General features: G+C 39.3%; 29 protein-coding genes. 8 read left to right on the top strand and 21 right to left on the bottom strand.

The window, feature by feature from the left end:
- Window positions 1-18: 18 nt before the first annotated feature.
- From rpsH to rpsL, 19 genes are all read right to left on the bottom strand, one after another.
- Window positions 19-417, bottom strand: coding sequence for a 30S ribosomal protein S8 (rpsH, locus tag N8A89_RS11860; RefSeq protein WP_281542464.1), 399 nt, complete (start codon window positions 415-417; stop codon window positions 19-21).
- Between the two features lie 67 nt (window positions 418-484).
- Window positions 485-754, bottom strand: a complete 270-nt coding sequence (rpsN, locus tag N8A89_RS11855) for a 30S ribosomal protein S14 (protein WP_281542463.1) — start codon at window positions 752-754, stop codon at window positions 485-487.
- Window position 755: 1 nt separating this feature from the next.
- Window positions 756-1,307 (bottom strand): 50S ribosomal protein L5, encoded by a 552-nt coding sequence (rplE, locus tag N8A89_RS11850; RefSeq protein WP_281542462.1) that lies wholly within the window; start codon window positions 1,305-1,307, stop codon window positions 756-758.
- A 2-nt stretch (window positions 1,308-1,309) separates the two neighbouring features.
- Entirely contained in the window at window positions 1,310-1,624 is a 315-nt protein-coding gene (gene rplX, locus N8A89_RS11845) for a 50S ribosomal protein L24 (protein WP_281542461.1), read from the bottom strand.
- Window positions 1,625-1,635: 11 nt separating this feature from the next.
- Window positions 1,636-2,004 carry a 50S ribosomal protein L14 gene (gene rplN / locus N8A89_RS11840; protein ID WP_013993867.1) on the bottom strand — a complete coding sequence of 123 codons (369 nt, stop codon included), beginning with the start codon at window positions 2,002-2,004 and terminating at the stop codon, window positions 1,636-1,638.
- Window positions 2,005-2,007: 3 nt separating this feature from the next.
- Window positions 2,008-2,268 carry a 30S ribosomal protein S17 gene (rpsQ, locus tag N8A89_RS11835; RefSeq protein ID WP_281542460.1) on the bottom strand — a complete coding sequence of 87 codons (261 nt, stop codon included), beginning with the start codon at window positions 2,266-2,268 and terminating at the stop codon, window positions 2,008-2,010.
- A gap of 13 nt (window positions 2,269-2,281) precedes the next feature.
- Window positions 2,282-2,473, bottom strand: coding sequence for a 50S ribosomal protein L29 (rpmC, locus tag N8A89_RS11830; protein WP_281542459.1), 192 nt, complete (start codon window positions 2,471-2,473; stop codon window positions 2,282-2,284).
- Window positions 2,474-2,484: 11 nt separating this feature from the next.
- Entirely contained in the window at window positions 2,485-2,910 is a 426-nt protein-coding gene (rplP, locus tag N8A89_RS11825; protein ID WP_281542458.1) for a 50S ribosomal protein L16, read from the bottom strand.
- Between the two features lie 20 nt (window positions 2,911-2,930).
- Window positions 2,931-3,650: a 30S ribosomal protein S3 gene (gene rpsC, locus N8A89_RS11820; protein WP_281542457.1), complete on the bottom strand. Its 720-nt coding sequence runs from the start codon at window positions 3,648-3,650 to the stop codon at window positions 2,931-2,933.
- Window position 3,651: 1 nt separating this feature from the next.
- Entirely contained in the window at window positions 3,652-4,059 is a 408-nt protein-coding gene (gene rplV / locus N8A89_RS11815) for a 50S ribosomal protein L22 (RefSeq protein ID WP_281542456.1), read from the bottom strand.
- 3 nt (window positions 4,060-4,062) lie between these two features.
- Window positions 4,063-4,341 (bottom strand): 30S ribosomal protein S19, encoded by a 279-nt coding sequence (gene rpsS / locus N8A89_RS11810; protein WP_027078352.1) that lies wholly within the window; start codon window positions 4,339-4,341, stop codon window positions 4,063-4,065.
- A 15-nt stretch (window positions 4,342-4,356) separates the two neighbouring features.
- A complete protein-coding gene (rplB, locus tag N8A89_RS11805; RefSeq protein WP_281542455.1) occupies window positions 4,357-5,181 on the bottom strand; it encodes a 50S ribosomal protein L2 in 825 nt (274 codons plus the stop codon).
- A 9-nt stretch (window positions 5,182-5,190) separates the two neighbouring features.
- On the bottom strand, window positions 5,191-5,481 hold the full coding sequence (gene rplW / locus N8A89_RS11800; RefSeq protein ID WP_126592174.1) for a 50S ribosomal protein L23: 291 nt from the start codon (window positions 5,479-5,481) through the stop codon (window positions 5,191-5,193).
- 4 nt (window positions 5,482-5,485) lie between these two features.
- Window positions 5,486-6,118: a 50S ribosomal protein L4 gene (gene rplD / locus N8A89_RS11795; protein WP_281542454.1), complete on the bottom strand. Its 633-nt coding sequence runs from the start codon at window positions 6,116-6,118 to the stop codon at window positions 5,486-5,488.
- Entirely contained in the window at window positions 6,118-6,741 is a 624-nt protein-coding gene (rplC, locus tag N8A89_RS11790) for a 50S ribosomal protein L3 (protein ID WP_281542453.1), read from the bottom strand. The genes rplD and rplC overlap by 1 nt, the downstream gene beginning before the upstream one ends.
- Before the next feature lie 138 nt (window positions 6,742-6,879).
- Complete coding sequence (rpsJ, locus tag N8A89_RS11785; protein ID WP_007094989.1) at window positions 6,880-7,185, bottom strand: 30S ribosomal protein S10; 306 nt, start codon at window positions 7,183-7,185, stop codon at window positions 6,880-6,882.
- 9 nt (window positions 7,186-7,194) lie between these two features.
- Window positions 7,195-9,330, bottom strand: coding sequence for an elongation factor G (fusA, locus tag N8A89_RS11780; protein ID WP_281542452.1), 2,136 nt, complete (start codon window positions 9,328-9,330; stop codon window positions 7,195-7,197).
- 6 nt (window positions 9,331-9,336) lie between these two features.
- Window positions 9,337-9,813, bottom strand: a complete 477-nt coding sequence (gene rpsG, locus N8A89_RS11775) for a 30S ribosomal protein S7 (RefSeq protein WP_281542451.1) — start codon at window positions 9,811-9,813, stop codon at window positions 9,337-9,339.
- 22 nt (window positions 9,814-9,835) lie between these two features.
- Complete coding sequence (gene rpsL, locus N8A89_RS11770; RefSeq protein WP_281542450.1) at window positions 9,836-10,210, bottom strand: 30S ribosomal protein S12; 375 nt, start codon at window positions 10,208-10,210, stop codon at window positions 9,836-9,838.
- 409 nt (window positions 10,211-10,619) lie between these two features.
- Between rpsL and N8A89_RS11765 the strand changes: the two genes are divergently transcribed.
- The 7 genes from N8A89_RS11765 to rlmB all read left to right on the top strand — a co-directional run bounded on the left by N8A89_RS11765 (window position 10,620) and on the right by rlmB (window position 20,391).
- Entirely contained in the window at window positions 10,620-13,883 is a 3,264-nt protein-coding gene (locus N8A89_RS11765) for a SusC/RagA family TonB-linked outer membrane protein (RefSeq protein ID WP_289644360.1), read from the top strand.
- 17 nt (window positions 13,884-13,900) lie between these two features.
- Window positions 13,901-15,538 carry a SusD/RagB family nutrient-binding outer membrane lipoprotein gene (locus tag N8A89_RS11760; protein ID WP_289644359.1) on the top strand — a complete coding sequence of 546 codons (1,638 nt, stop codon included), beginning with the start codon at window positions 13,901-13,903 and terminating at the stop codon, window positions 15,536-15,538.
- A gap of 16 nt (window positions 15,539-15,554) precedes the next feature.
- Complete coding sequence (locus tag N8A89_RS11755) at window positions 15,555-16,895, top strand: hypothetical protein (RefSeq protein ID WP_289644358.1); 1,341 nt, start codon at window positions 15,555-15,557, stop codon at window positions 16,893-16,895.
- Window positions 16,896-17,063: 168 nt separating this feature from the next.
- Window positions 17,064-17,816: a hypothetical protein gene (locus tag N8A89_RS11750; RefSeq protein WP_289644357.1), complete on the top strand. Its 753-nt coding sequence runs from the start codon at window positions 17,064-17,066 to the stop codon at window positions 17,814-17,816.
- A 43-nt stretch (window positions 17,817-17,859) separates the two neighbouring features.
- Window positions 17,860-18,639 carry a hypothetical protein gene (locus N8A89_RS11745; RefSeq protein WP_289644356.1) on the top strand — a complete coding sequence of 260 codons (780 nt, stop codon included), beginning with the start codon at window positions 17,860-17,862 and terminating at the stop codon, window positions 18,637-18,639.
- 136 nt (window positions 18,640-18,775) lie between these two features.
- The gene (locus tag N8A89_RS11740) at window positions 18,776-19,582 is read left to right on the top strand and encodes a hypothetical protein (RefSeq protein WP_281542443.1); all 807 of its coding nucleotides are present in this window, start codon (window positions 18,776-18,778) and stop codon (window positions 19,580-19,582) included.
- Between the two features lie 68 nt (window positions 19,583-19,650).
- Window positions 19,651-20,391 carry a 23S rRNA (guanosine(2251)-2'-O)-methyltransferase RlmB gene (gene rlmB, locus N8A89_RS11735; protein WP_281542442.1) on the top strand — a complete coding sequence of 247 codons (741 nt, stop codon included), beginning with the start codon at window positions 19,651-19,653 and terminating at the stop codon, window positions 20,389-20,391.
- A 9-nt stretch (window positions 20,392-20,400) separates the two neighbouring features.
- Here the strand turns inward: rlmB and N8A89_RS11730 are convergent, their stop codons facing one another.
- On the bottom strand, window positions 20,401-21,138 hold the full coding sequence (locus N8A89_RS11730) for a rhomboid family intramembrane serine protease (RefSeq protein WP_289644355.1): 738 nt from the start codon (window positions 21,136-21,138) through the stop codon (window positions 20,401-20,403).
- Window positions 21,139-21,286: 148 nt separating this feature from the next.
- Here N8A89_RS11730 and N8A89_RS11725 point away from each other — a divergent pair, with 148 nt between their 5' ends.
- On the top strand, window positions 21,287-22,564 hold the full coding sequence (locus N8A89_RS11725; RefSeq protein ID WP_281542441.1) for a replication-associated recombination protein A: 1,278 nt from the start codon (window positions 21,287-21,289) through the stop codon (window positions 22,562-22,564).
- On the opposite strand, the gene N8A89_RS11720 is transcribed toward N8A89_RS11725, so the two are convergent.
- The gene (locus N8A89_RS11720) at window positions 22,561-23,481 is read right to left on the bottom strand and encodes a hypothetical protein (protein ID WP_281542440.1); all 921 of its coding nucleotides are present in this window, start codon (window positions 23,479-23,481) and stop codon (window positions 22,561-22,563) included. The two genes, N8A89_RS11725 and N8A89_RS11720, sit on opposite strands and share 4 nt — an antisense overlap.
- Window positions 23,482-23,521 lie beyond the last annotated feature (40 nt).

The raw sequence follows: 23,521 nt of genomic DNA, 5'->3' as shown, positions 1-23,521 counted from the left end.
TTCTAACTCTTTAATCTGTTAATATACGTAGCATAAAACCTCACCGCCAACATTGTCGGCCTTAGCCTGCTTACTTGTCATGACACCATGAGATGTAGAAACGATCGCAATGCCGAGTCCATTAAGAACCCTTGGTAAATCCTCACTACCTGCATATTTTCTTAAACCTGGCTTACTGATACGTTGTATTTTCTTTATAACCGGCTCCTTTGTAATCTTATCATACTTCAAGGCTATTTTAATAGTACCTTGAATGGCACTGTCCTCGAATTTATAACTCAAGATATATCCTTGATCGAATAATATTTTGGTGATTTCCTTCTTTAAGTTGGACGCAGGGATTTCTACCACCCTATGACCGGCCCTACTTGCGTTTCTAACCCTAGTTAGATAATCTGCTATTGTATCTGTAACCATTTTTTATTTATTCGGTGACGGTTTTCGACCTAAAAGCCGAACCTGAAACCAGTTATTCAATTTTTTCTTACCAGCTGGCCTTCTTTACGCCAGGAATCAAACCTTGGTTTGCCATTTCCCTGAACATAACCCTAGAAATACCGAATGTTCTCATATAACCTTTGGGTCTACCGGTTAGCTTACACCTATTGTGCATGCGAACAGGAGAGGCATTTTTTGGTAATTTCTGTAATGCATCATAGTCACCAGCTTCTTTCAAAGCCTTGCGCTTTTCTGCATATTTAGCTACCGTCCTTGCCCTTTTTCTTTCACGGGCCTTCATTGATTCTTTAGCCATTCTAGTTCTTTTTAAAAGGTAATCCTAATTCCGTTAATAATGATTTTGCTTCCTTATCGGTTTCCGCCGAGGTTACAAAAGTGATATCCATTCCGTTAATTCTATTGATTTTATCAATATTTATTTCCGGAAATATAATTTGTTCGGTGACACCAAGGTTGTAATTTCCACGTCCGTCAAAACCTGTAGCTTTGATACCTTGAAAATCTCTTACCCTTGGCAGAGCCGATGTAACCAACCTATCCAAAAATTCGTACATACGCTCTCCACGCAGTGTAACTTTAGCACCGATAGGCATACCTTTTCTTAATTTAAAGGCAGCGACATCCTTTTTGGACATCGTAGCAACAGCTTTCTGACCTGTAATCATGGTCATTTCGTCAACAGCGTGATCAATAAGTTTTTTGTCAGCAACCGCAGCTCCAACACCTCTACTCATCACGATTTTCTCCAACTTTGGAACCTGCATTACATTTTTGTAACCAAACTCCTCCGTTAGTGCAGCTATAATCCGCTCTTTATACTCTTTCTTTAATCTTGCAACGTAAGCCATAACTAAATTACTTCATTGGATTTCTTAGAAAACCTTACTTTCTTACCATCTCTCATTTCGTAGCCTACTCGTGTTGTTTCGCTAGACTTGCCGTCTATTAAAGCTAGGTTAGAAATATGGATTAAAGCTTCTTTTTTAACTATTCCACCTTGCGGGTTTTTCGCACTAGGTTTCTCATGTTTTGAGACCATATTGGCACCTTCCACAATGGCTTTGTTCTTTTCCAGATCTACACGCATGATCTTACCTTCGGTACCCTTGTGGTCTCCAGCGATAATTCTAACGGTGTCTCCAGTTTTTATTTTCAACTTTTTCATTCTTGTCAATATTATAATACCTCTGGGGCCAATGAAACAATTTTCATGAATTGCTTATCCCTGAGTTCTCTTGCTACAGGTCCAAAAACACGAGTACCTCTCATCTCTCCTGTTGGATTCAAAAGAACACATGCGTTGTCATCAAAACGGATATAGGAACCATCAGGTCTCCTAACCTCCTTTTTGGTACGGACAACTACTGCTGTTGAAACCGCTCCTTTTTTAATACCCCCGTTTGGTGTAGCTTCTTTTACAGTTACTACAATTTTATCACCAATGGAAGCGTATCTTCTTTTTGTACCACCGAGAACCCGGATAGTCAAAACTTCCTTTGCTCCGGTATTATCAGCAACCTTTAGTCTAGATTCTTGTTGTAACATAACTTATTTAGCTCTTTCTAAGATTTCTACTAACCTCCAACATTTGGTTTTACTCAAAGGACGGGTCTCCATAATCTTTACGGTATCCCCTTCCCTACAGTCGTTCTTTTCGTCGTGAGCAACGTATTTCTTTGTTTTCAAAACGAACTTACCGTACATAGGGTGCTTTACACGTTTTACTTCTGCAACTACAATAGACTTCTCCATCTTGTTACTGGTAACTACCCCTATTCTTTCTTTTCTTAAATTTCTGTTTTCTTCCATAAAGCAGAACCAGTTATTGGTTTTCCCTATTTGTTAATTCTGTTGCTAATCTTGCAACTGTTCTTCTTACTTTCCTTATTTGAAGAGGATTCTCCAATGGCGTAACGAAATGTGCCAATTTTAAATCGGCGTGTTGTTTCCTGTACTCAGCAAGCTTTTCCGTAAGTCCTTCAACAGACAATTCCTTAATTTCTTGTTTTTTCATTGTTCCTACGATTAATTCTCAACTGTATAGTCCCTGGCAATTATAAACTTTGTTCTCACAGGAAGCTTTTGAGCAGCCAACCTTAATGCTTCTTTTGCAATATCAAGGGATACTCCTGCAACCTCGAACATAATTCTTCCTGGTTTAACTACGGCAACAAAATACTCTGGCGCTCCTTTTCCTTTTCCCATACGTACCTCTAAAGGTTTTTTGGTGATAGGCTTATCCGGAAATATTTTGATCCACAATTGACCTTCCCTCTTCATATATCTTGTCGCGGCTATACGTGCTGCCTCAATCTGACGTGATGTCAAGAATGAAGTGTCCATTGACTTTATACCGAACATACCATTTGAAAGCTGGTGTCCTCTACCAGAATTGCCCTTCATACGGCCCTTCTGCATTTTACGGAACTTTGTTCTTTTCGGTTGTAACATCTTTCTGCTTCTTTAAAAAATTACTTTCTACGACGTGGCTTTCTACCACCATCTTGTTTCCTAGAATCCTTTCCTTGTCCTTTTTGCATACCAACCAATGGGGATAATTCTCTCTTGCCGTATACTTCTCCCTTCATTATCCATACTTTGATACCTAACTTCCCGTAGGTTGTCTGGGCTTCCTGCAATGCGTAATCTATATCCGCTCTAAAAGTCGAAAGTGGAATTCTACCATCCTTATAAGATTCTGAACGTGCCATTTCAGCCCCGTTCAAACGACCAGAAATCTGAATCTTGATGCCTTCAGCATTCATTCTCATAGCGGCCGCAATAGCCATTTTTATAGCTCTCCTAAATGAAATTCTACTTTCAATTTGACGTGCTACACTTGCAGCTACCAAATTAGCGTCAAGCTCAGGTCTTTTTATTTCATAAATATTGATTTGAACCTCTTTACCTGTAATTTTCTTAAGTTCCTCCTTAAGCTTATCAACTTCTTGTCCACCCTTACCAATAATGATACCGGGTCTTGCAGTAGTAACGGTTACCGTAATCAATTTTAACGTACGCTCAATAATCACCCTAGATACACTGGCCTTGGATAACCTAGCATGGATATACTTTCTGATTTTGCTATCTTCAGCTAATTTATCACCATAATCATTTCCGCCATACCAGTTTGATTCCCATCCTCTGATGATTCCCAGACGGTTTCCTATTGGATTTGTTTTCTGTCCCATTCTAGCTTTGTGTATTATTGTTAGAGCCCAAAACCAAGGTTACATGGTTAGAACGCTTTCTTATTCTATGTGCCCTCCCCTGTGGAGCTGGTCTTAACCTCTTAAGCATTGTACCGCTGTCAACTCTTATTTCTGATATGACCAAATCGGCTTCCTCCAAGTTACCTTCTTCATTTTTCGCTTGCCAATTGGCCAGTGCAGAAAGCAACAGTTTTTCTAATTTTCTTGAAGCTTCCTTTGAATTGAACCTTAGGATAGCCAAAGCTTTTTCAACTTTCTGACCCCTAATCAAATCAGCCACTAATCTCATTTTTCTTGGAGAGGTAGGACAGTTGTTCAGTTTTGCGAAAGCTACTTTTTGCTTTTCAGCCTTAATTCTTTCGGCCATCTGTTTTTTACGAACTCCCATAGCTTACTTTTTACCTTTATTTTTTGCACCAGCATGACCTCTAAAAGATCTTGTCGGTGAAAATTCTCCTAATTTATGCCCTACCATGTTCTCCGTTACGAAAACTGGTACAAATTGTCTTCCGTTGTGCACAGCAATTGTCATTCCCACAAAATCAGGAGTAATCATTGATGCTCTGGACCAAGTCTTTATTACGGACTTTTTTCCGGAAGAAGCGCTTTGTTGAATCTTCTTTTCTAAACTATAGTGAACGTAAGGTCCTTTTTTTAGTGAACGTGCCATTTCTTTCTTCTTTTTTTATTTCTTTCTACGTTCTATAATATACTTGTTGGTACTCTTCGTCTTAGTACGAGTTCTAAAACCTTTTGCAGGTATTCCGTTCCTTGATCTTGGGTGACCACCTGAAGCCCTACCTTCACCACCACCCATTGGGTGATCTACAGGGTTCATGGCTACTGGTCTAGTTCTTGGTCTTCTACCCAACCATCTACTTCTACCCGCTTTTCCAGACACCAATAACTGATGGTCTGAATTTGAAATGGCCCCAATTGTTGCCATACAGGTAGATAATATAAGTCTAGTCTCCCCAGAAGGCATCTTTACGGTTACAAACTTACCGTCCTTAGCCATCAACTGGGCAAAAGTCCCGGCACTTCTCGCCATAACCGCACCCTGACCTGGACGCAACTCTATACAAGAAATTATCGTTCCTAATGGAATCTCGCTCAAAGGCAAGGCATTTCCAATCTCCGGAGCGGCGTTAGCACCCGAAGTGACTTGCTGATCAACCTGCAAACCATTTTGAGCTATCACATATCTCTTCTCCCCATCCGCATACTCCAACAACGCAATAAATGCAGTTCTGTTAGGATCATATTGAATCGACTTTACGGTAGCGGCAACATCTTGCTTATCCCTTTTAAAATCAATAACACGATACCTTCTCTTATGACCTCCACCTTTTTGGCGAATCGTCATTTTTCCTTGACTGTTTCTACCTCCGGACTTTTTTAACGGAGCGAGTAAGCTCTTCTCCGGCTTATCAGTAGTAATGGCGTCAAATCCATTGACTACTCTAAAACGCTGTCCAGGAGTGATTGGTTTTAATTTTCTAACTGACATTCTTTGTCTTTATAGATTACTGTAAAAATCAATTATATCACCTTCAACCACATCAACGATTGCTTTTTTGATAGCGTTCGTTTTACCATGTTGAACTCCAGTTTTCGTATATCTGGATTTTCTTGTAGGTCCATAATTCATTGTACGCACTTTTTTTACCGAAACACCATAAGCAGCTTCAACCGCATCCTTAATCTGAATTTTGTTCGCCTTAGGGTCTACTATGAAACCATAACGGTTATTCAGCTCGCTATCAGCGGTCATCTTTTCCGTTATAATTGGCTTTATTAACACACTCATGGTTTTACTTATTATTTAAGTTCGATTCTATTCCTTCTAGAGAGCCTTCCAACAATACTACACTATTTGCGTTTAATATTTTGTAAGTACTTAATTCTGAGTTAGTTATAACCTCTGAACCCTTGAAATTACGCGAAGACAAATATACGCCTTTATTTGAATCGCCCAACACAATTAAAGATTTTTTGTTTTCTAAGCCCAAGGACTTCAAAACCTGTACAAAATCCCTTGTTTTTGGAGCATCAAAATCAAAGTCTTCAATTACTAAAATTGCCTTCTCTTTTGACTTTAAACTTAAGGCGGACTTTCTAGCCAAACGCTTTAAGTTTTTGTTCAATTTTTGGGTATAATCCTTAGGTCTAGGTCCAAAAATTCGTCCACCACCTCTAAAGATTGGAGATTTAATACTACCAGCTCTGGCAGTACCCGTACCTTTCTGTTTTTTTATCTTTCTGGTACTTCCCGCAATTTCTGCTCTTTCCTTTGCCTTATGCGTGCCCTGCCTTTGGTGTGCTAAGTATTGCTTAACGTCCAAATAAACTGCGTGATTGTTTGGCTCTATACCAAAAACATCGTCAGAAAGGTCTGCCTTTCTACCCGTGTCTTTTCCTTTAATATCTAAAACTGATACTTTCATTACATCCACCTTTGTATAGTTACATAAGCATTCTTATGGCCCGGTACGCATCCTTTTACTACTAAAAGGTTCTTTTCCGGAACTACCTTTAAAACTTTAAGGTTTTGAACGGTTACCCGATCACCACCCATTCTACCTGCCATCTTCATTCCCTTAAAAACTCTTGCTGGATAAGAAGCGGCTCCAATGGAACCTGGCGCCCTAAGTCTGTTATGTTGACCGTGGGTAGATTGTCCAACCCCGGCAAAACCATGGCGTTTAACAACCCCTTGAAAACCCTTTCCTTTAGAAGTACCAATCACATCAACGAATTCGCCTTCCACGAATACATCGACACCCACTGTGTCTCCCAATTTAAACTCACCTTCAAAACCTTGGAACTCAACGACTTTTTTCTTGGGAGAAGCGCCTGCTTTTTTAAAATGACCCAACTCGGCCTTATTTGCACGCTTTTCTGCCTTGTCATCGAAACCAAGTTGAAGGGCATTGTACCCGTCTACCTCTTCGGTTCTGACTTGGGTAACTACGCATGGACCTGCTTCAATGACGGTACAGGGAATATTCTTCCCGTTCTCGTCAAAAATGCTGGTCATACCTACTTTCTTTCCTATTAACCCAGACATACTTATTATTTATATTAATTACTGTTCAAAAAAATAGGGTCAAAAATATTTCAACCCTGAAATTATTTTTTTCCGTTTTTCCCTTGCTCGCGGCTCAGGACATGTTACTTCGGCTACGCTCGGTAACCAAGGTTCTACTTAGACCTTAATCTCAACCTCTACACCACTAGGTAGTTCCAATTTCATTAGCGCATCAATGGTCTTAGACGAAGAACTATAGATATCCAACAGTCTCTTATAAGAACTTAGTTGAAATTGTTCCCTAGACTTTTTATTGACGTGCGGAGAACGCAATACCGTAAAAATCTTCTTATGAGTTGGTAAAGGAATGGGTCCAGTTACAACAGCTCCCGTGGTCTTTACCGTTTTTACGATTTTCTCTGCGGACTTATCTACAAGATTATGATCGTAGGATTTTAGTTTTATTCTGATTTTCTGACTCATTACCTTAAATTAAGCTGTTGTTATTCCTTTTGCCTTCTTAATAACCTCTTCGGATATGTTTGAGGGTGTTTGAGCATAGTGTGAAAACTCCATAGTAGAAGTTGCCCTACCGGAAGAAAGTGTTCTCAACGAAGTAACATATCCGAACATTTCAGATAAAGGTACTTCCCCTTTAATAACTTTTGCGCCGGCCCTATCGCTCATATTACTAATTGTACCTCTTCTACGGTTCAAATCACCAACGATATCACCCATATTTTCCTCTGGGGTAATTACTTCGATTTTCATTATTGGCTCCATAATTACAGCACCCGCAGCTTTACCCGCAGCTTTATAACCCATCTTGGCAGCCAATTCAAACGAAAGTGCATCGGAATCTACAGGGTGGAAAGATCCGTCTTTCAATACCACTTTCATGGTATCCATTTCAAATCCAGCCAAAGGTCCGTTCTGCATAGCAGCAGTAAAACCTTTTTCAACGGAAGGAATGAACTCCTTCGGAATACGCCCTCCTTTAATCTCGTCTACAAATTGCAATCCATCACCTTCAAAATCGTCATCAGCAGGACTCATTTCAAAAACGATATCGCCAAATTTACCACGACCACCAGATTGCTTTTTATAAGTTTCCCTGTGCGCAGCCATTTTTGTTAATGCCTCTTTATATTCAACCTGAGGTTCACCTTGATTTACCTCTACTTTAAATTCCCTTCTTAGACGATCTACGATAATATCCAAGTGAAGCTCTCCCATTCCAGAAATTATAGTTTGTCCGGATGCTTCATCTGTTTTTACTTGGAACGTTGGGTCTTCCTCAGCCAATTTGGCTAAAGCCATACCTAATTTATCAACATCAACCTTTGTCTTAGGCTCAACAGCAATACCAATTACAGGTTCTGGGAAGTTCATACTTTCCAGTACAATCGGATGCTTCTCATCGGACATCGTATCCCCAGTCTTTATGTCCTTGAAACCAACGGCCGCTCCAATATCTCCTGCTTCGATAAAATCGATAGCATTTTGCTTATTGGAGTGCATTTGATAAATACGTGAAATACGTTCTTTTTTACCCGAACGATTATTCAATATATAGGAACCGGCATCTAATCGACCGGAATAAGTTCTAAAAAATGCCAATCGTCCAACAAAAGGATCAGTAGCAATTTTAAATGCTAAAGCAGCAAACGGCTCCTTTACATTTGGTTTTCTGCTTTCAACTTTGCCCGTATCAGGATTGGTACCTTCAATTGCCTCTTTATCAACAGGTGAAGGCAAATATCTACAAACAGCATCTAATAAAAATTGGACACCTTTATTCTTAAAGGAAGAACCACAAATCATAGGAATAATGGCCCTATCCATAACCGCAGCCCTTAAGGCAGCGTGTACTTCTTCCTCAGTAATGGAATCCTCATCCTCAAAGAACTTCTCCATCAGCTCCTCATCATACTCGGCCACAGCTTCAATTAGGGCAGCCCTATACTCCTTAACTTCAGCCTTCATATCCTCAGGAATGTCGATGACATCAAAGGTTGAACCGAAATTATCCTCGTGCCAGATGATTGCCCTGTTTTTGGCTAAATCCACAACCCCTTTGAAGTCAGATTCATCACCAATTGGTAATACAATAGGAACAGCATTAGAACCGAGCATTTCTTTTACCTGGTTACAAACCATTAAGAAATTCGAGCCTTGACGGTCCATTTTATTAACGAATCCAATCCTTGGAACCTTGTAATTATCAGCTAGCCTCCAGTTCGTTTCAGATTGTGGCTCAACACCATCAACTGCACTGAACAAAAAGACCAAACCATCCAAAACACGTAACGAACGGTTCACTTCAACCGTAAAATCTACGTGACCCGGTGTGTCTATAATGTTGAAATGATAGCTATTTGAATCTTCGGTAGGCTCACCGTCAACTCTTGGAAACACCCACTCGCAAGTAGTTGCCGCAGAAGTAATGGTAATACCACGCTCCTGTTCCTGCTCCATCCAGTCCATCGTAGCAGCACCATCGTGAACCTCACCAATTTTATGACTAACGCCCGTATAAAAAAGAATACGTTCTGTCGTCGTCGTTTTACCCGCATCAATATGCGCAGCAATACCTATATTTCTTGTTAATTTTAAATCTCTTGCCATTTCTGATTAAAATCTAAAGTGGGAAAATGCTTTATTCGCTTCGGCCATCTTGTGTGTATCCACCCTTTTCTTAACGGCGGCACCCTCTTCTTTGGAAGCTGCAAGAACTTCTGCAGCTAATTTTTGCGCCATTCCCTTTTCATTTCTCTTTCTAGCGTAACTGATGAGCCACTTCATAGCCGTAGATATTTTACGGTCCGGTCTAATCTGCATTGGAATCTGGAAGGTTGCCCCACCTACTCTTCTACTTCTCACCTCAACGTGCGGCATAACATTGGATAATGCATCCTTCCACAACTCTAAAGCTGTTTTCTCTTCATCGGTCTTTTTAGCATCCACGATATCGATTGCCTCATAAAATACGCTAAATGCCACCGATTTCTTACCGTCCCACATCATCATATTCACAAATCTTGTCACCAATTGATCGTTAAATCTTGGATCTGGTAACAGTGGTCTTTTCTTTGCCTGTCTTTTTCTCATTACTCTTCTTTAAAAAGTGTTATTACTTCTTAGGGCGTTTTGCTCCGTATTTAGATCTACGCTGCGTTCTGCCGGCCACACCTGCTGTGTCCAATGCACCACGAACAATATGGTATCTAACTCCTGGCAAATCCTTAACCCGTCCTCCTCTTACTAATACTATCGAGTGCTCTTGTAAATTGTGCCCCTCACCGGGTATGTATGCGTTTACTTCCTTACCGTTAGTCAACCTTACCCTAGCCACTTTTCTCATGGCAGAATTGGGTTTCTTTGGCGTAGTAGTGTAAACACGAGTACAAACACCTCTTCTTTGAGGGCACGAATCCAAAGCAGCCGATTTACTCTTCTTAGTAATCGTTTCTCTTCCTTTTCGTACTAATTGTGATATTGTTGGCATACTACTATATAAATATGTATAAAATTACCCTCTGTTTAAGGGTCGGCAAATGTAGTGATATTTCATAATAATTCAAACCCTACCCAATTTATTTTTAAAGTTTTTTTGAATAGCTGTAGGAGGACAAGAAAATACTAATGCTTCGGGCCGAATTTAATAAGCGTAAAACCCCAATTATATAAGTTCATTTCATTTAATACAATATTCATTCTTTCTCTAATCTTTTATATTGTAGAATTATCAATTTCTCAAAATCCCTATTGTTATATTATTCACTTCTAAATGCGGGGCATGTTTAATTTCTAACTCCCCATATAAACCTGCGTTCTTAAAGTTTTATTAAAATTAGTTTGGATTATTAACACATTATTGTGATTTTTGCGCTTAGCTAATTCAAATAATTTAAAAAATGAGAACAAAACGAAATGGATTGTTGACGCTATTATTGGCGTTTATTGTGCATCTATCCTTTGCACAAGAGAAGACAGTTTCCGGAACGGTCACTGACCAGGATGGGCTGCCTTTGCCCGGGGTAAACATTGTTGTTGAAGGAACAACGACTGGTACCCAAACCGACTTTGATGGTAACTACTCCATTACAGCGTCCCAAGGGCAAACTTTGTTATTTACGTATATTGGTCAAAAACCTACAAGACAAACCGTAGGCGCTGGAAATACCATTAACGTTCAAATGACTGAAGATGCGCAGGCGCTTGAAGAGGTAGTTGTGACGGCTCAGGGTATCAAAAAGGAGAAGCAAGCCTTGGGTTATGCTGTTGCCGAGGTCGACAAGGAGGCACTGGAACAACGTGCGGAAGGTGATGTAGGTCGTATACTAACAGGAAAGGCTTCTGGTGTAAATATTACCGCTCAAAGTGGGCTTTCTGGTTCCGGTACTAGTATTGTTATCCGTGGTCTTAGTAGTTTTAGCGGAAGTAACCAACCCTTATTTATCGTTGACGGGGTTCCCTTTGACAGTGGAACGAATAGTCAGGGAAGCATTGCGGCAAACCAAGCAGAGGGAGATGTTGCGGGCAGAGACGATTTCGTTAATGGAAATAGCGGATCTAGTAGATTCTTGGATTTAGATCCCAACAATATTGAAAGCGTTAACGTATTAAAAGGTTTGGCTGCTGCCACTTTATATGGTACAGCGGGTCGTAATGGGGTAATCCTAATCACTACAAAAAATGGTGCTGCTGGCGCAGGCGGTGTTAAGAAAAATGAAATTACGGTAAGTAGTTCCTTATTTTTCAACGAAATTGCATCACTACCAGATTATCAAGATCAGTATGGTAACGGTTTCGATCAAGCATTTGGCTGGTTCTTCAGTAACTGGGGGCCAAGTTTTGATCGCGAGGGGATTTCTGGATGGGGTAACCAATCTGCTATTGACGACCAAGGTACTTTGGCACATCCTTATTCAACATCTACATCAGCGATTCAGGCAGCTTTTCCAGAGTTTCAGGGAGCACGCTATGATTGGAGACCTTATGATAGCGTTGAAAAATTCTTTAGAACAGGTGTCGTGAAAAGCAATTCTGTCAACTTTAACGGAGGATCGGATGATGGTAAAGTAAGTTACAACGCTAACTTTGGACATCTAAATGATGAGGGTTTTACTCCCGGCAACGAACTTAATCGGTATACCTTAGGCCTGGGCGGCAGAGCAGTTCTTTCCAACAAATTTACGGTTTCCGGAACTATGAATTACTCGAATACCGATTTCGTTTCTCCGCCCGTAGCAGCAAGTACAGGGAACAGTGTTTTTGGCACAGGTTCTTCTATATTTGCTAATTTATTTTATACACCAAGGAGTATAGACATTCAAGGATTGCCTTTTGAAAGTCCTATTGATGGATCCAGTGTCTATTACAGACAAAACAATAGTATTCAACATCCGTTATGGACCGTTAAAAATGCACAAAATAGACAGGTCACAAATAGGGTATTCGGAAATGCAGCGTTGGTATATGACATCAACGATAATTTGAGTCTAACCTATCGTTTTGGTTTGGATGTTTATTCAGAAAATAACACGAATTCGCAAAATAAAGGTGGAGTTGGTGGAAGTGTTGCCACACAAAGTGGTATCCTTCAGACATGGAACAACACTAATACGATATTGGACCATAACTTGATACTCACAGGACAGTACGAGCTATCCGAGAAAATCGGTTTCAGTTTTAATGCAGGAGCAACTACAAGGAGAGAAGTTTTAGACCAAAACGGAGTGGCTAGTTCTGGCCAACAAGTATTTGGTGTTTTGCGTCATTTTAACTTTGCGCTACAGGATGAAATTCAATTCTTTCAAGAAAGAAATATTGCAGGTCTTTACGGACAGTTGGATTTTGACTATGACCGTATGATCTACTTAACGCTTTCTGGTCGTAATGATTATGTTTCAAACTTATCTACTGAAAACAATTCAATTTTCTACCCTAGTGCAAGTTTATCAGTAATACCCACAAAATTAATTCCGGGATTACAGAGTCAAGGAGGCATCAATTATTTAAAGCTTAGAGCTGGTTACGGTACATCTGCAAACTTTCCAATAGGTTATCCTGTAGCTGCCACTTTGATTCTTGACACTCAAGATTTCCAAGATGATTCAGGTAATGACGTTGTTAGTAATGTAAGTGCAAATAGGCTGGGTAACCCCAACTTACAGCCAGAATTGTTATCCGAGATTGAAGTGGGTATGGAATCTAGATTCTTTGGAAATAGACTCTCACTGGACTTTTCGTATTTCACTAGAACTACAACAGATTTAATAATTGACCGTCCATTAGATCCTTCCACAGGGTTCACAACTACACAAACCAACATTGGTGAAATTAAATCTGACGGTATTGAAGCCGACGCGACGTTAACCATATTCCGTGCCGAAGAGGCAGGTGGTTTAGACTGGAGCTTAAGTGCCAACTGGACTACCAACGATTCTGAGGTAACCGATTTAGGTTTGGATACCGACATCGTAGTTTACTCTGGATTTAGCAACCTGGGTAATGCAGCCATTGTGGGCGAGCAACTTGGAGTTATTGTAGGAAGTAGAATTGGTAGAAATGATAATGGAGAGTTTTTAGTTAATGCAGCTGGTGATTATGTAGAAGAAGAGGGAACTTTTGTAATCGGTAATCCAAATCCAGACTGGCAGTTGAATGTGGGCAATTCATTTAGTTTCAAGAATTTTAATTTTAATTTCTTGGTTAATTATACCCACGGAGGAGATATTTATAGTAGAACTGCTTCAACTTTATTGGGAAGGGGTCTTACTACGGATGTTTTGGATAGGGAAAATACGTTTATCCTTCCAGGTGTTCTGGAAGATGGTTCTCCAAATACCAGACAAATTAACAACTCTACGTTCTACTTTAACAATATTTTATTTGGACCGGATGAGTTAGGGATTTTCGATGCTTCTGTAATTCGTTTACAAGAAATTTCTGTTGGATACTCTATGCCATCAAAATGGTTAGATAGAACGCCGTTCGGCTCGTTAAGCTTTACGCTTTCTGGTTTTAACCTATGGTATGAAGCTGTTAATATGCCGGATGGCACCAACTTTGATCCAAACGTTGCGGGTGTTGGTGTAGGTAACGGTAGAGGATTCGATTACCTTAACGGACCTAGTTCTAGGAGGTACGGTTTGAGTGTTAAAGCATCATTTTAATAAAAAATATTATGACAATGAAAAAAATAATTAAATACGTGACTGCATTCTTCGTAGCAAGTGTGATATTAAACTCTTGTGAATCGGCAGAACTGGATTTGAATGCAGATCCAAATGCACTAACGCCTAGTCAGGCAAATCCAGACTTTTACCTAAATGCAGCACAAGAGCAATTCGCTAGAGCGGTGCATGTTCTGGCAGAAGTTGGCGCCGAAGTTACTCGAATTGAAAATATGGCGTCCCGAGATTATCAAAATGCTTATTCTCCGTCTTTCTTTGATTTGACGTGGGAAAGATCTTATCAAGAAGCTATCAAAAACCTTAGGGATATGAACGTTCTTGCTGAGGAAGCTGGTTTAAGATACCATATTGGCATGGGTCAGGTAATAGAGGCATATACAATTACCATGTTGGTAGATTATTTTGGTGAAGTACCCTATTCGGAAGCTATTTCCGCTCCGGATATATTAAATCCTAATATTGATGCTGGTGGTGATATTTACGACAGTACTTTGGGCCTATTAGATCAGGCTATTGCTAATTTTAATGCCACTTCTACTGCTTTACCTGAAAATGATTTCTTTTATGACGGTGATGCCAGTCTTTGGATTAAAGCGGCGAATACTCTAAAAATGAGATTATATCGCAATACAGGGAATGCTTCGGCCTTTAACAGTATCGTGAGTAGTGGTAACTTTATTCAGAGTACTGACGAAGATTTCCAATTTACTTGGGGATCCAACGCTGTGCAGCCAGATACCCGTCATCCAGATTATGCACAAGGATACACAGATCAAGGTGGTGGCGATTACCAATCCATTTGGTTAATGGATTTGATGCTGACATCAAATGACCCTAGAATACGCTATTTCTTCTACAGGCAAAGTAACGCCACCCCAGGCGCCCCTGGTGTAGCACCTAATGAAGAGACATTAGCTTGTTCTTTGACAACTCCTCCACAACAGTACGTAGATGGGAATTATGCCTACTGTTCTTTACCGAACGGGTATTGGGGCAGAAACCATGGCAACGACGAAGGTATACCGCCAGATGGTCTATTACGAACTGCGGCTGGTGTTTATCCTATAGCTGGTAAATTTGATGATAGTTCCTTCTCAGAAATCTCATTAGGTGCCGGTGGTGGTGGTGCTGGAATAACGCCAATGCTACTAGCTTCAACAGTAGATTTTTGGAGAGCCGAGTTCTTACTTGGAAGTGATCCGGTTGCTGCCAAGCCGTTCATAATTTCGGGCATACAAAAGTCTATTGCCAAAGTTGCGAGCTTTGGATCTGTGGATCCGGGTGCAGACCTTTCGGAGGCGCCAACTGCGGGTGATATCACCCAATTTATCCTGGACATCGGCACGGCTTATGACGATGCCGAGGGGACGGACAAGTGGAACATCATGGCGGAGCAATTCTTTATCGCTTTAAAAGGTAACGGACATGATGCATATAATTTCTACAGAAGAACAGGATATCCGGACGACCTTGAGCCAAGTTTAGAACCAAACCCAGGAGCATTCATAAGGTCTTTCTTTTATCCGGCAAATGCTTCCAGTAACAATCAATTTATTGTGCAAAAATCCGGTGTAACAGATCAGGTATTCTGGGATACAAATCCAGCTTCCCCTGCTTTTCCACCAGCTAACTAAAATAAAAATTGAGACAATGAAAAAACTAAAATTACATATATACGCTATAGCTTGTCTTACACTTGTCATTTCATGTGATAGTGATGATAAGGTATTAGACGAAGTACTGGAGACTTATACATCAGGAGCAGTCTTAAGAACACTAGATTCTTCAGGCTCTTTTGATATGTTTAGGACAGATAGAACCTTTGCGGTGACGGTTGAAGAACAGGATGATCAAAACGGTGAGTTAATAGATAGGGTGGACATCACGGTAGATTTCGTAGATAACAACAAAGAGGGAGCAACAGGTGATGACACTAATTTAGGAGTGCCTTTTGCTACGCTGACAGCATCAGATTTTACCATTGGTGAAAGAGGATTACCTACGGCTGATTTCTCCTATACGATGGCAGAGGCTCTTACAGCATTGGGCATCGATTTAACCGAGGTTTTACCGGGAGATAGAATAGCCATTAATTTAGAGTTGTTCTTTACTGATGGAAGGTCCTTCAAAGCTTCAGATGCGGCAGTTACAGTAACCGGTGGTTCATTTTTTAGCTCACCATTTGCCTATGCTCTTACAATCTCTGATGGTATAACTTTTGGCAAAAAAGGCGTTTTTCCGAAAGAAGTAAATACCGTTCCCGGAGAAATACTCAACGATTACTCGGTCAATATCAGCATAGATGATAGAGAAGGTGGTGATTTGCTAGAAACTCTAAATATTTATAGAACTTTTAGGGATTTAACCATTGGTGAAGACGGAACAAACTTATCACAGCCAGAAGCGCTAATCGCTACGTTTGAAATTGCCTCATTGACTTTGGAAGTTGATCCAGATGATGAAGATGATTCAGGGACAAGAACGTTGAGCTATGTTATTCCGTCTACTCCTGGTGATGTACTTAGCACAGGTATTACCCTTGACCAATTAGCACTAGGGGATGACTTTTCAATACGTTATGAAATTATAACAGCTGATGGCCGTATCGTTACAACAGATGAGGGAGGGACGGAATATTTTGATGTTATACCAACAACGGAGTGTGTTCAATTAAACCTTGATACACCGGTGCCTGGAGAATATACCATCGAATTCGAAGATAGTTTTGGAGATGGATGGGATGGTGCTTTCATCTCAGTTGATATAGATGGTAGCTCTACTGATTACACTTTAGAAAGCGGATCTAGCGGAACAACTAGTTTCACGGTTCCCGAAGGAGCCGGTTCGTTAATACTAACCTATGTAGATGGTAGTTTTGAGGAAGAACATTCTTATACCATAGTAGATCCAAACGGTCTAGATGCCTTTGCGGATGGTCCTAATCCGAACGTTGGTGTTATACCAATAAAAGTTTGTCAACCAGAGGACTAACCCTAATTATAGCATTATTAAAAGACCGCCTTTTGGCGGTCTTTTTTATTCCCAAAATTTACTATTTCCAAAAAAGTATATTTATAGTCATTCCTTTTTTTTATAATTTTAAACTTTGCTTGTTAACAACTGTAAAAGACTCGATTCCATCTTAAAATAACCGCTTTAATGAAAAATCTCGCTTATTATTTAATAATACTTCTATTTGTTCCAAGTTTTTTAATATCACAAAATCTCAGTACTGCTCCTACTACAGAGGCGGGAATGTTTGGAGCCGCTCAAGGCGGTAGCCCCCAGTTGAATTTAGTTATGATGGAAATTAGATCTAATCCAAACTCCACTAAATTTCTTGGTGAGACCATAGGTACGCCCTATGCAACCGATAAATTCATAAAAAGTAAGCTCTTCTACGGGGAGGAAGCACAAGGTGATTTTTTCGTAAGATATAACGCTCTTAATAGTAATATCCAAATAAAAAAAACCAACGAACCTGATGAAGAGCCAAAAAATCTGTATGCAGACAAAAATGTACGTATTAAGTATTTGAATAAAGAATTACGATTTACTACCTACATCAATAAAAAAGATGAAACCAAAAACGGTTATCTGTCGAAAATCGTGGATGGTGATAAATATAAACTATACCATAGGCTAGCCGTAAAATATTCGGAAGGGAAAGCAGCCGCTAATTCAATGGTTGCTGATATTCCCAGCAGATTTGCCCATTTTGAAGAATATTATTATCAAAAAGTAGGGGTTGATAGAATCGATTATTTATCCTCAAAAAAGAGTGCCATTTTAAGGCTCGTTGATGACAAAATGAAAAGGGAGAGATTAAAATTACATCTAAAAGAGGAAAATTTCGACTTGAACAGAGAAGATGATTTAATTACAATTTTCAAATATATGAATACGCTTTGATTTTATATTGATATTATTCTGCAATTAAAAAATACAAGAACCTATGAAAACATTATTTCATACGTTGGTGATCATGCTTGGTATTTCTTCATTAAGTGGACAGGTTTTAAATACTAGTAATGAACAAGTACAAGTCGCATTGAGCAACGCACAAGTGGAAGGTAGTCCATTAGCTAACTTTTTTCAAAAAAGAACCCCAATGATGGATATTCTCAATGCTCTGGTAAAGGATGACGACGGCATCGTACGCCATTATGTTGGGGCGGAAGTTGGTTCAGCTTATGCAAACGATGATTTTCAACCCGGTCAAGTATTTTATAACGATGAGAAACTTGGGGACGTCCATTATCGTCTAAATGCCTATAACGACGAGATTGAGTTAAAAAAAACAGCCCTGGACGAAGAGAAGCCCTTGGCCCTTATCAAAAATGAAGAGGTTAAAATGGTAACGGAGAACGGTGAAATAGTATTTAGAACCTTTTTAGACGATAAAAATAAATCGAACGAGGGCTATCTATACGTATTGGATGAGGGAGAAAAGTATATTTTGTATAAAAGGCTCTATAAGAAATTCAGCGAACCAAAACCCGCTGCAAACTCCATGGTAAGTCCAATTCCGAGTAGATTTACGGACTATGTAGCCTACTACTATCAAGAAAAGGAGGGAAACCAAATTGTTGAAATTCCTCTAAAGACGAACAAATTTCTAAAAGAATTCTACGTAGATAATTCCAAAGTATTAAAAGAATTCATGAAAAGCAATGATTTGGATTTGGAGAACGAAACAGACTTGGTAAAGATTCTCCAATTTATAGCTGATTAATAAGTCTTTTATATAATTTCCCTCAGGCGATTTTTAGAATTTGTCATTTGTTTACGTAGGAATTTGACATTCAGCGTATTATCCATTATTTTTTCTTATCTTCAAGAAGAATTAAATAATCGCTAAAATATAAGCTATGAAAAACAACTTATTACTAGGATGCTTACTGCTTTCCTTAACCGGGGGTATTACTTTTGCCCAAGTTTCACAAAGTACAAGTGATATTGCATCACAAGCAACCACCTGTGGTGACATGCAAGCTCTTTTTACCAATTCGGGCCAATCTATGCATAACCTATTATATTCAAATTTAGATGTTACTGCTAGTGCTCAAAGTATAGCTGCCCAAAATATAAAAGGTTCTCCATTTCTGGTCGATAATTTTGAAAAAAGCACTATTTACGTTAACGACCAATTACTAGGTTCCTTTTATTCGCGGTACAATGCCTTTAATCAAGAAATAGAAATTAAAAAGACCGATTTGGCAGAAGAGCAATACAAAGCGCTCAGAAAAGATGAAAATATTAAGGTTGTTTTTAATGATAAAGTAATTGAATATTCCTCATTTGTAGATGAGAAAGGTAAGGTGACACAAGATTATTTAGTTTCAGTGCTATCGGGTCCTAACTATAATCTCTATCAACGTTACATGATAAATTTCGTTGAGGGCAAGCCCGCTGAAAACTCTATGGTAAGTGATATTCCGTCCCGTTTTACCAATGCTACTGAATATTACCTTAAAGATTCAAACTCCAATTTAGTTAGTTATGTTCCTTCAAAAAAATCTGAAATTTTGGAGCTCTTTGATACAAACGAGAGAATACAGATTGCTGCACTAATAAAAAAGAAGCGATTAAATCTTAAAAAAGAGTCTTCGCTATTAGAAATCATGAATTTTGCAAATTCTATAAGTTCCGACTACGCTTCAAAGGAAAATAAATAGATACGTTTACCTATTAAAATTGTAAACCGCTCGGTAACTACCGAGCGGTTTTTGTTTACTTTTGTTTCATGCAAACAACCACCCAGATTTACGGTATAAGGGCCATCATAGAAGCTGTTAATTCCAACGAGGAAATTGATAAAGTCTTTGTGCAAAAAGGCCTTAAGGGTGATTTGATACGGGATTTGGAAAATCTATTAAGAAAAAAAGAGATTACAATTTCTTACGTACCCGTAGAAAAACTGAATCGCTTAACCAAGAATAACCATCAAGGTGCCGTAGCCAACATCTCCCCTATTTCCTTTCATACTTTGGAGGAGTTGGTGGAAAAGTCTCAAAATAAAGAAACGCCAGCACTGTTTTTGCTTTTGGACCAGCTATCGGATGTCCGCAATTTTGGAGCCATCATACGAACTGCGGAATGTTCTGGCGTGGACGGCATTATCATTCAGAAAAAGGGAGCAGCACCTGTTACCGCAGATACGATTAAAACCTCAGCCGGTGCCGCATTTAAAGTTCCAATTGCAAAAGTAGAACACCTTAAGGATGCTGTGTTTTATCTACAGGCGTCAGGCATACAAATTATATCAGCTACTGAAAAAACCAAGACATCGGTTTATGATATCGAGTTCACAAAACCAACGGCCATAGTCATGGGGTCCGAAGACAGAGGGATTACCCCATCAATCTTAAAAGTTTCCGACCATTCTGCTAAAATACCCCTACTTGGAGAGATAGGTTCCTTAAACGTCTCGGTAGCCTGTGCAGTTTTTTTATATGAATCCGTAAGACAACGCATGAAGGTTTAATTTATTTGTTCAACCCTCCCCCGATTCTTTTTTGTACTCATAGTTAATTTTGATGGTGTCATTCTCTTCAATCTCCTCATTAGGAGCAGTTTCGATGAAATTACCGTCAGCATCAAAATGCCTTAGAAAAGGATCTTCCTCTTCATCATAATCCTCTCTCTCCCAATCGAAACCTTTAGACGTAGGAACTCTAACGTTTAAACCAAGGGCTAATATAAATCCGGTAATAAAGCCTCCCAAGTGTCCTTCCCACGATATTCCTTCCTTAACTGGAAAAATATACCACAATAGACTTCCGTAGATGAAAACAACGACCAACGATAGAGCAATAAGTCTATAGTATTTAGTAAATACGCCCTTAAAAAAAACGAAACTGGCCAGAACATAAATAAGACCACTTGCACCTATATGATAAGAACTTCTCCCTATTCCCCAGGTTATTAGGCCTGACAATAGCACCCCAATCAAAAGTACTTTCCAAGCGTTACTCTTATAAAAATAGAAAAGAGCAGAGAGCAAAACTGCAATCGGAATGGTATTATTATATAGATGTTTCAGTGAACCATGAATAAAAGGACTTAGTACAATCCCTTTTAGTCCTGATAAAGTTCTTGGATAAATACCAAAAGAGTTCAAATTTATGTTGTTCAATAATTCCAACCAATAGACCCCCCAAATCATGAGAACGGCTCCTAGTGGAACAATCAATACCAGATTAGAAAATTTAAAATTTGAATTTTCCCGCATTGTATTAAAATTAAGAGGAATTAATCAATTTCTTCGCCAAATTCCAAAATCGGGCAAATTGTCACCCTTACAAATACAAACAAAAAACAAGAATTGATATTGCACCAATATAAATAGCACTTCAAGAACTTTATTCTATTTTTATAGCATGAACGAACCTTTAGCTGAAAGAATTCGCCCTAAGACTTTGGAAGACTACATCAGTCAAAACCATCTAGTGGGAGAAAAAGGTTCTTTGACCAATCAGATAAAGAAAGGAATAATTCCTTCCCTTATCCTCTGGGGACCTCCAGGAACGGGCAAAACGACGCTAGCAAACATTATTGCCGAAGAAAGCAAACGTCCTTTCTACGTACTAAGCGCCATTAATAGTGGGGTAAAAGATATACGAGAGGTAATTGAAAAGGCTAAACAGGCCGGAGGGCTTTTTACTTCTAAAAATCCAATTTTATTTATAGACGAGATTCATCGTTTTAGCAAATCACAACAAGATTCCCTCTTGGCAGCGGTTGAAAAGGGTTGGGTAACCTTAATTGGTGCAACAACCGAAAATCCTAGCTTTGAAGTGATACCCGCCCTGTTATCTAGATGTCAGGTCTATGTACTCAATGCTTTTGGTAAAGAAGATTTGGAGAAATTGCTTAAACGTGCGATGCAGCAAGATGATTTTCTTAAATCCAAGAAAATTAAACTTAAGGAAACGGAAGCGTTGCTGCGGCTTTCCGGAGGTGATGGAAGAAAATTATTGAATATTTTCGAGTTGGTTGTAAATTCCGAAGACTCGGAAAAAATAACCATCACTGATGAGCTAGTACTGGAAAAAGCCCAAAAAAATATCGTGCTTTACGACAAGACGGGAGAACAACATTATGATATTATATCCGCATTTATAAAATCTATTCGCGGTAGTGACCCCAATGCGGCCGTCTACTGGCTGGCGCGTATGATAGAGGGTGGTGAGGACGTAAAATTTATTGCAAGGAGAATGCTCATTTCAGCTTCCGAGGACATAGGCCTTGCCAACCCAACGGCTCTAGTTATGGCAAATACTACTTTTCAAGCAGTAACTACAATTGGATATCCAGAGGCGAGAATACTATTGAGCCAGTGTGCCATCTATTTGGCAACATCCGCCAAAAGCAATGCTAGTTATATGGCCATCGGAAAGGCGCAACAAGCCGTTCAACAAACAGGCAATCTTTCCGTACCGCTTTCCCTAAGAAATGCCCCGACTAAACTTATGAAAGACCTAGGTTACGGGGACAATTATCAATACGCACACAACTACGAAAATAACTTTGTGGCAACTGAATTTTTACCCGATGAACTCTCAGGAACTACATTCTATGTCCCGGGCAAAAATCAAAGGGAAAATGCGTTGAGCGATTTTCTTAAAAAAAGATGGAAAGACAAATATGACTTTTAAAACTTAATTTTCAATTCTTTATGCACTAAGGTGTCCCCTTCATAATATTCAAAAATCCATTTCCCCTCTTTTTGATACACCATTCCATTATGATCATCCGATTGTGCCATATAGACATTATCCTTTGAACTCTTTAAAAGTCTCATTCTAATCTTTGGAGAACTATCTACCAGTTGATAACCATTTGGAAGTTCCTGGGCATACCAGACATCGTTTGGGTCAATCCTCTTTGGCGTGAGTTTTTTTATCCCGCTTTCTTCAACCTTCTCCAGAACTACAGGCTCCTTACTTTCGTACAGTTGATTTTCAGTAGTGGCCTGCTGCGTTACCATTGGATTAACGTTTTTTGGCTTTTTGTTGGCCGAGTCTTTAACGCTTACTTCTTTGGATGGAGAAGTTTTTTCGGTCTTTTTTAAATTGGGCGTCTTCTCCTCCAACTTCTTCACATCGTTCTTAAAACTAACGGTGATAGGTTTAGGATTCTCCGTTTTTCCAACATAGCTATAGTTTGCGCTATTAAATGAATTCATAGCCAAATTAATAGCCTCGTTATAGGATTGCTTATATTCCTTAATCCTACTTATACCCTGTTTTGTTTCATAAACCGAATCCCCATTACAATCTATCAAAGCAATAATTGTTTTTGTACTGAACATAGAGGAATCATCCTTTAAAGATGCCTCCAGTCCTAAGCACCTGTTTTGCCTAAGGTCTTCCGGCAGGTCGTCATCGTACACCGCCGTAAATCCTTTTTGAGTAAAGAGGTACTTAATCAAAGTGCTTGTCTGATGTTCGTTGGCGTTCCTGAACCCCTCAAACTTCTTGGGAACAATGATATATTTATAATCGTTCAAGTTTCCCTGGCCCCAGCCTAAGTAGGAAAAAAGTATAAAAAAGGATAATACTATTGTTTTCAAAATAATTGAATTTTAGGATTGTATAGAAAGAAATGAAAAA

This window comes from Maribacter aestuarii, assembly GCF_027474845.2.
Taxonomy (GTDB): domain Bacteria; phylum Bacteroidota; class Bacteroidia; order Flavobacteriales; family Flavobacteriaceae; genus Maribacter; species Maribacter aestuarii.
The sequence above is the reverse complement of the archived record's forward strand: the minus strand, read 5'-3'. Positions and strand labels throughout refer to the sequence as shown.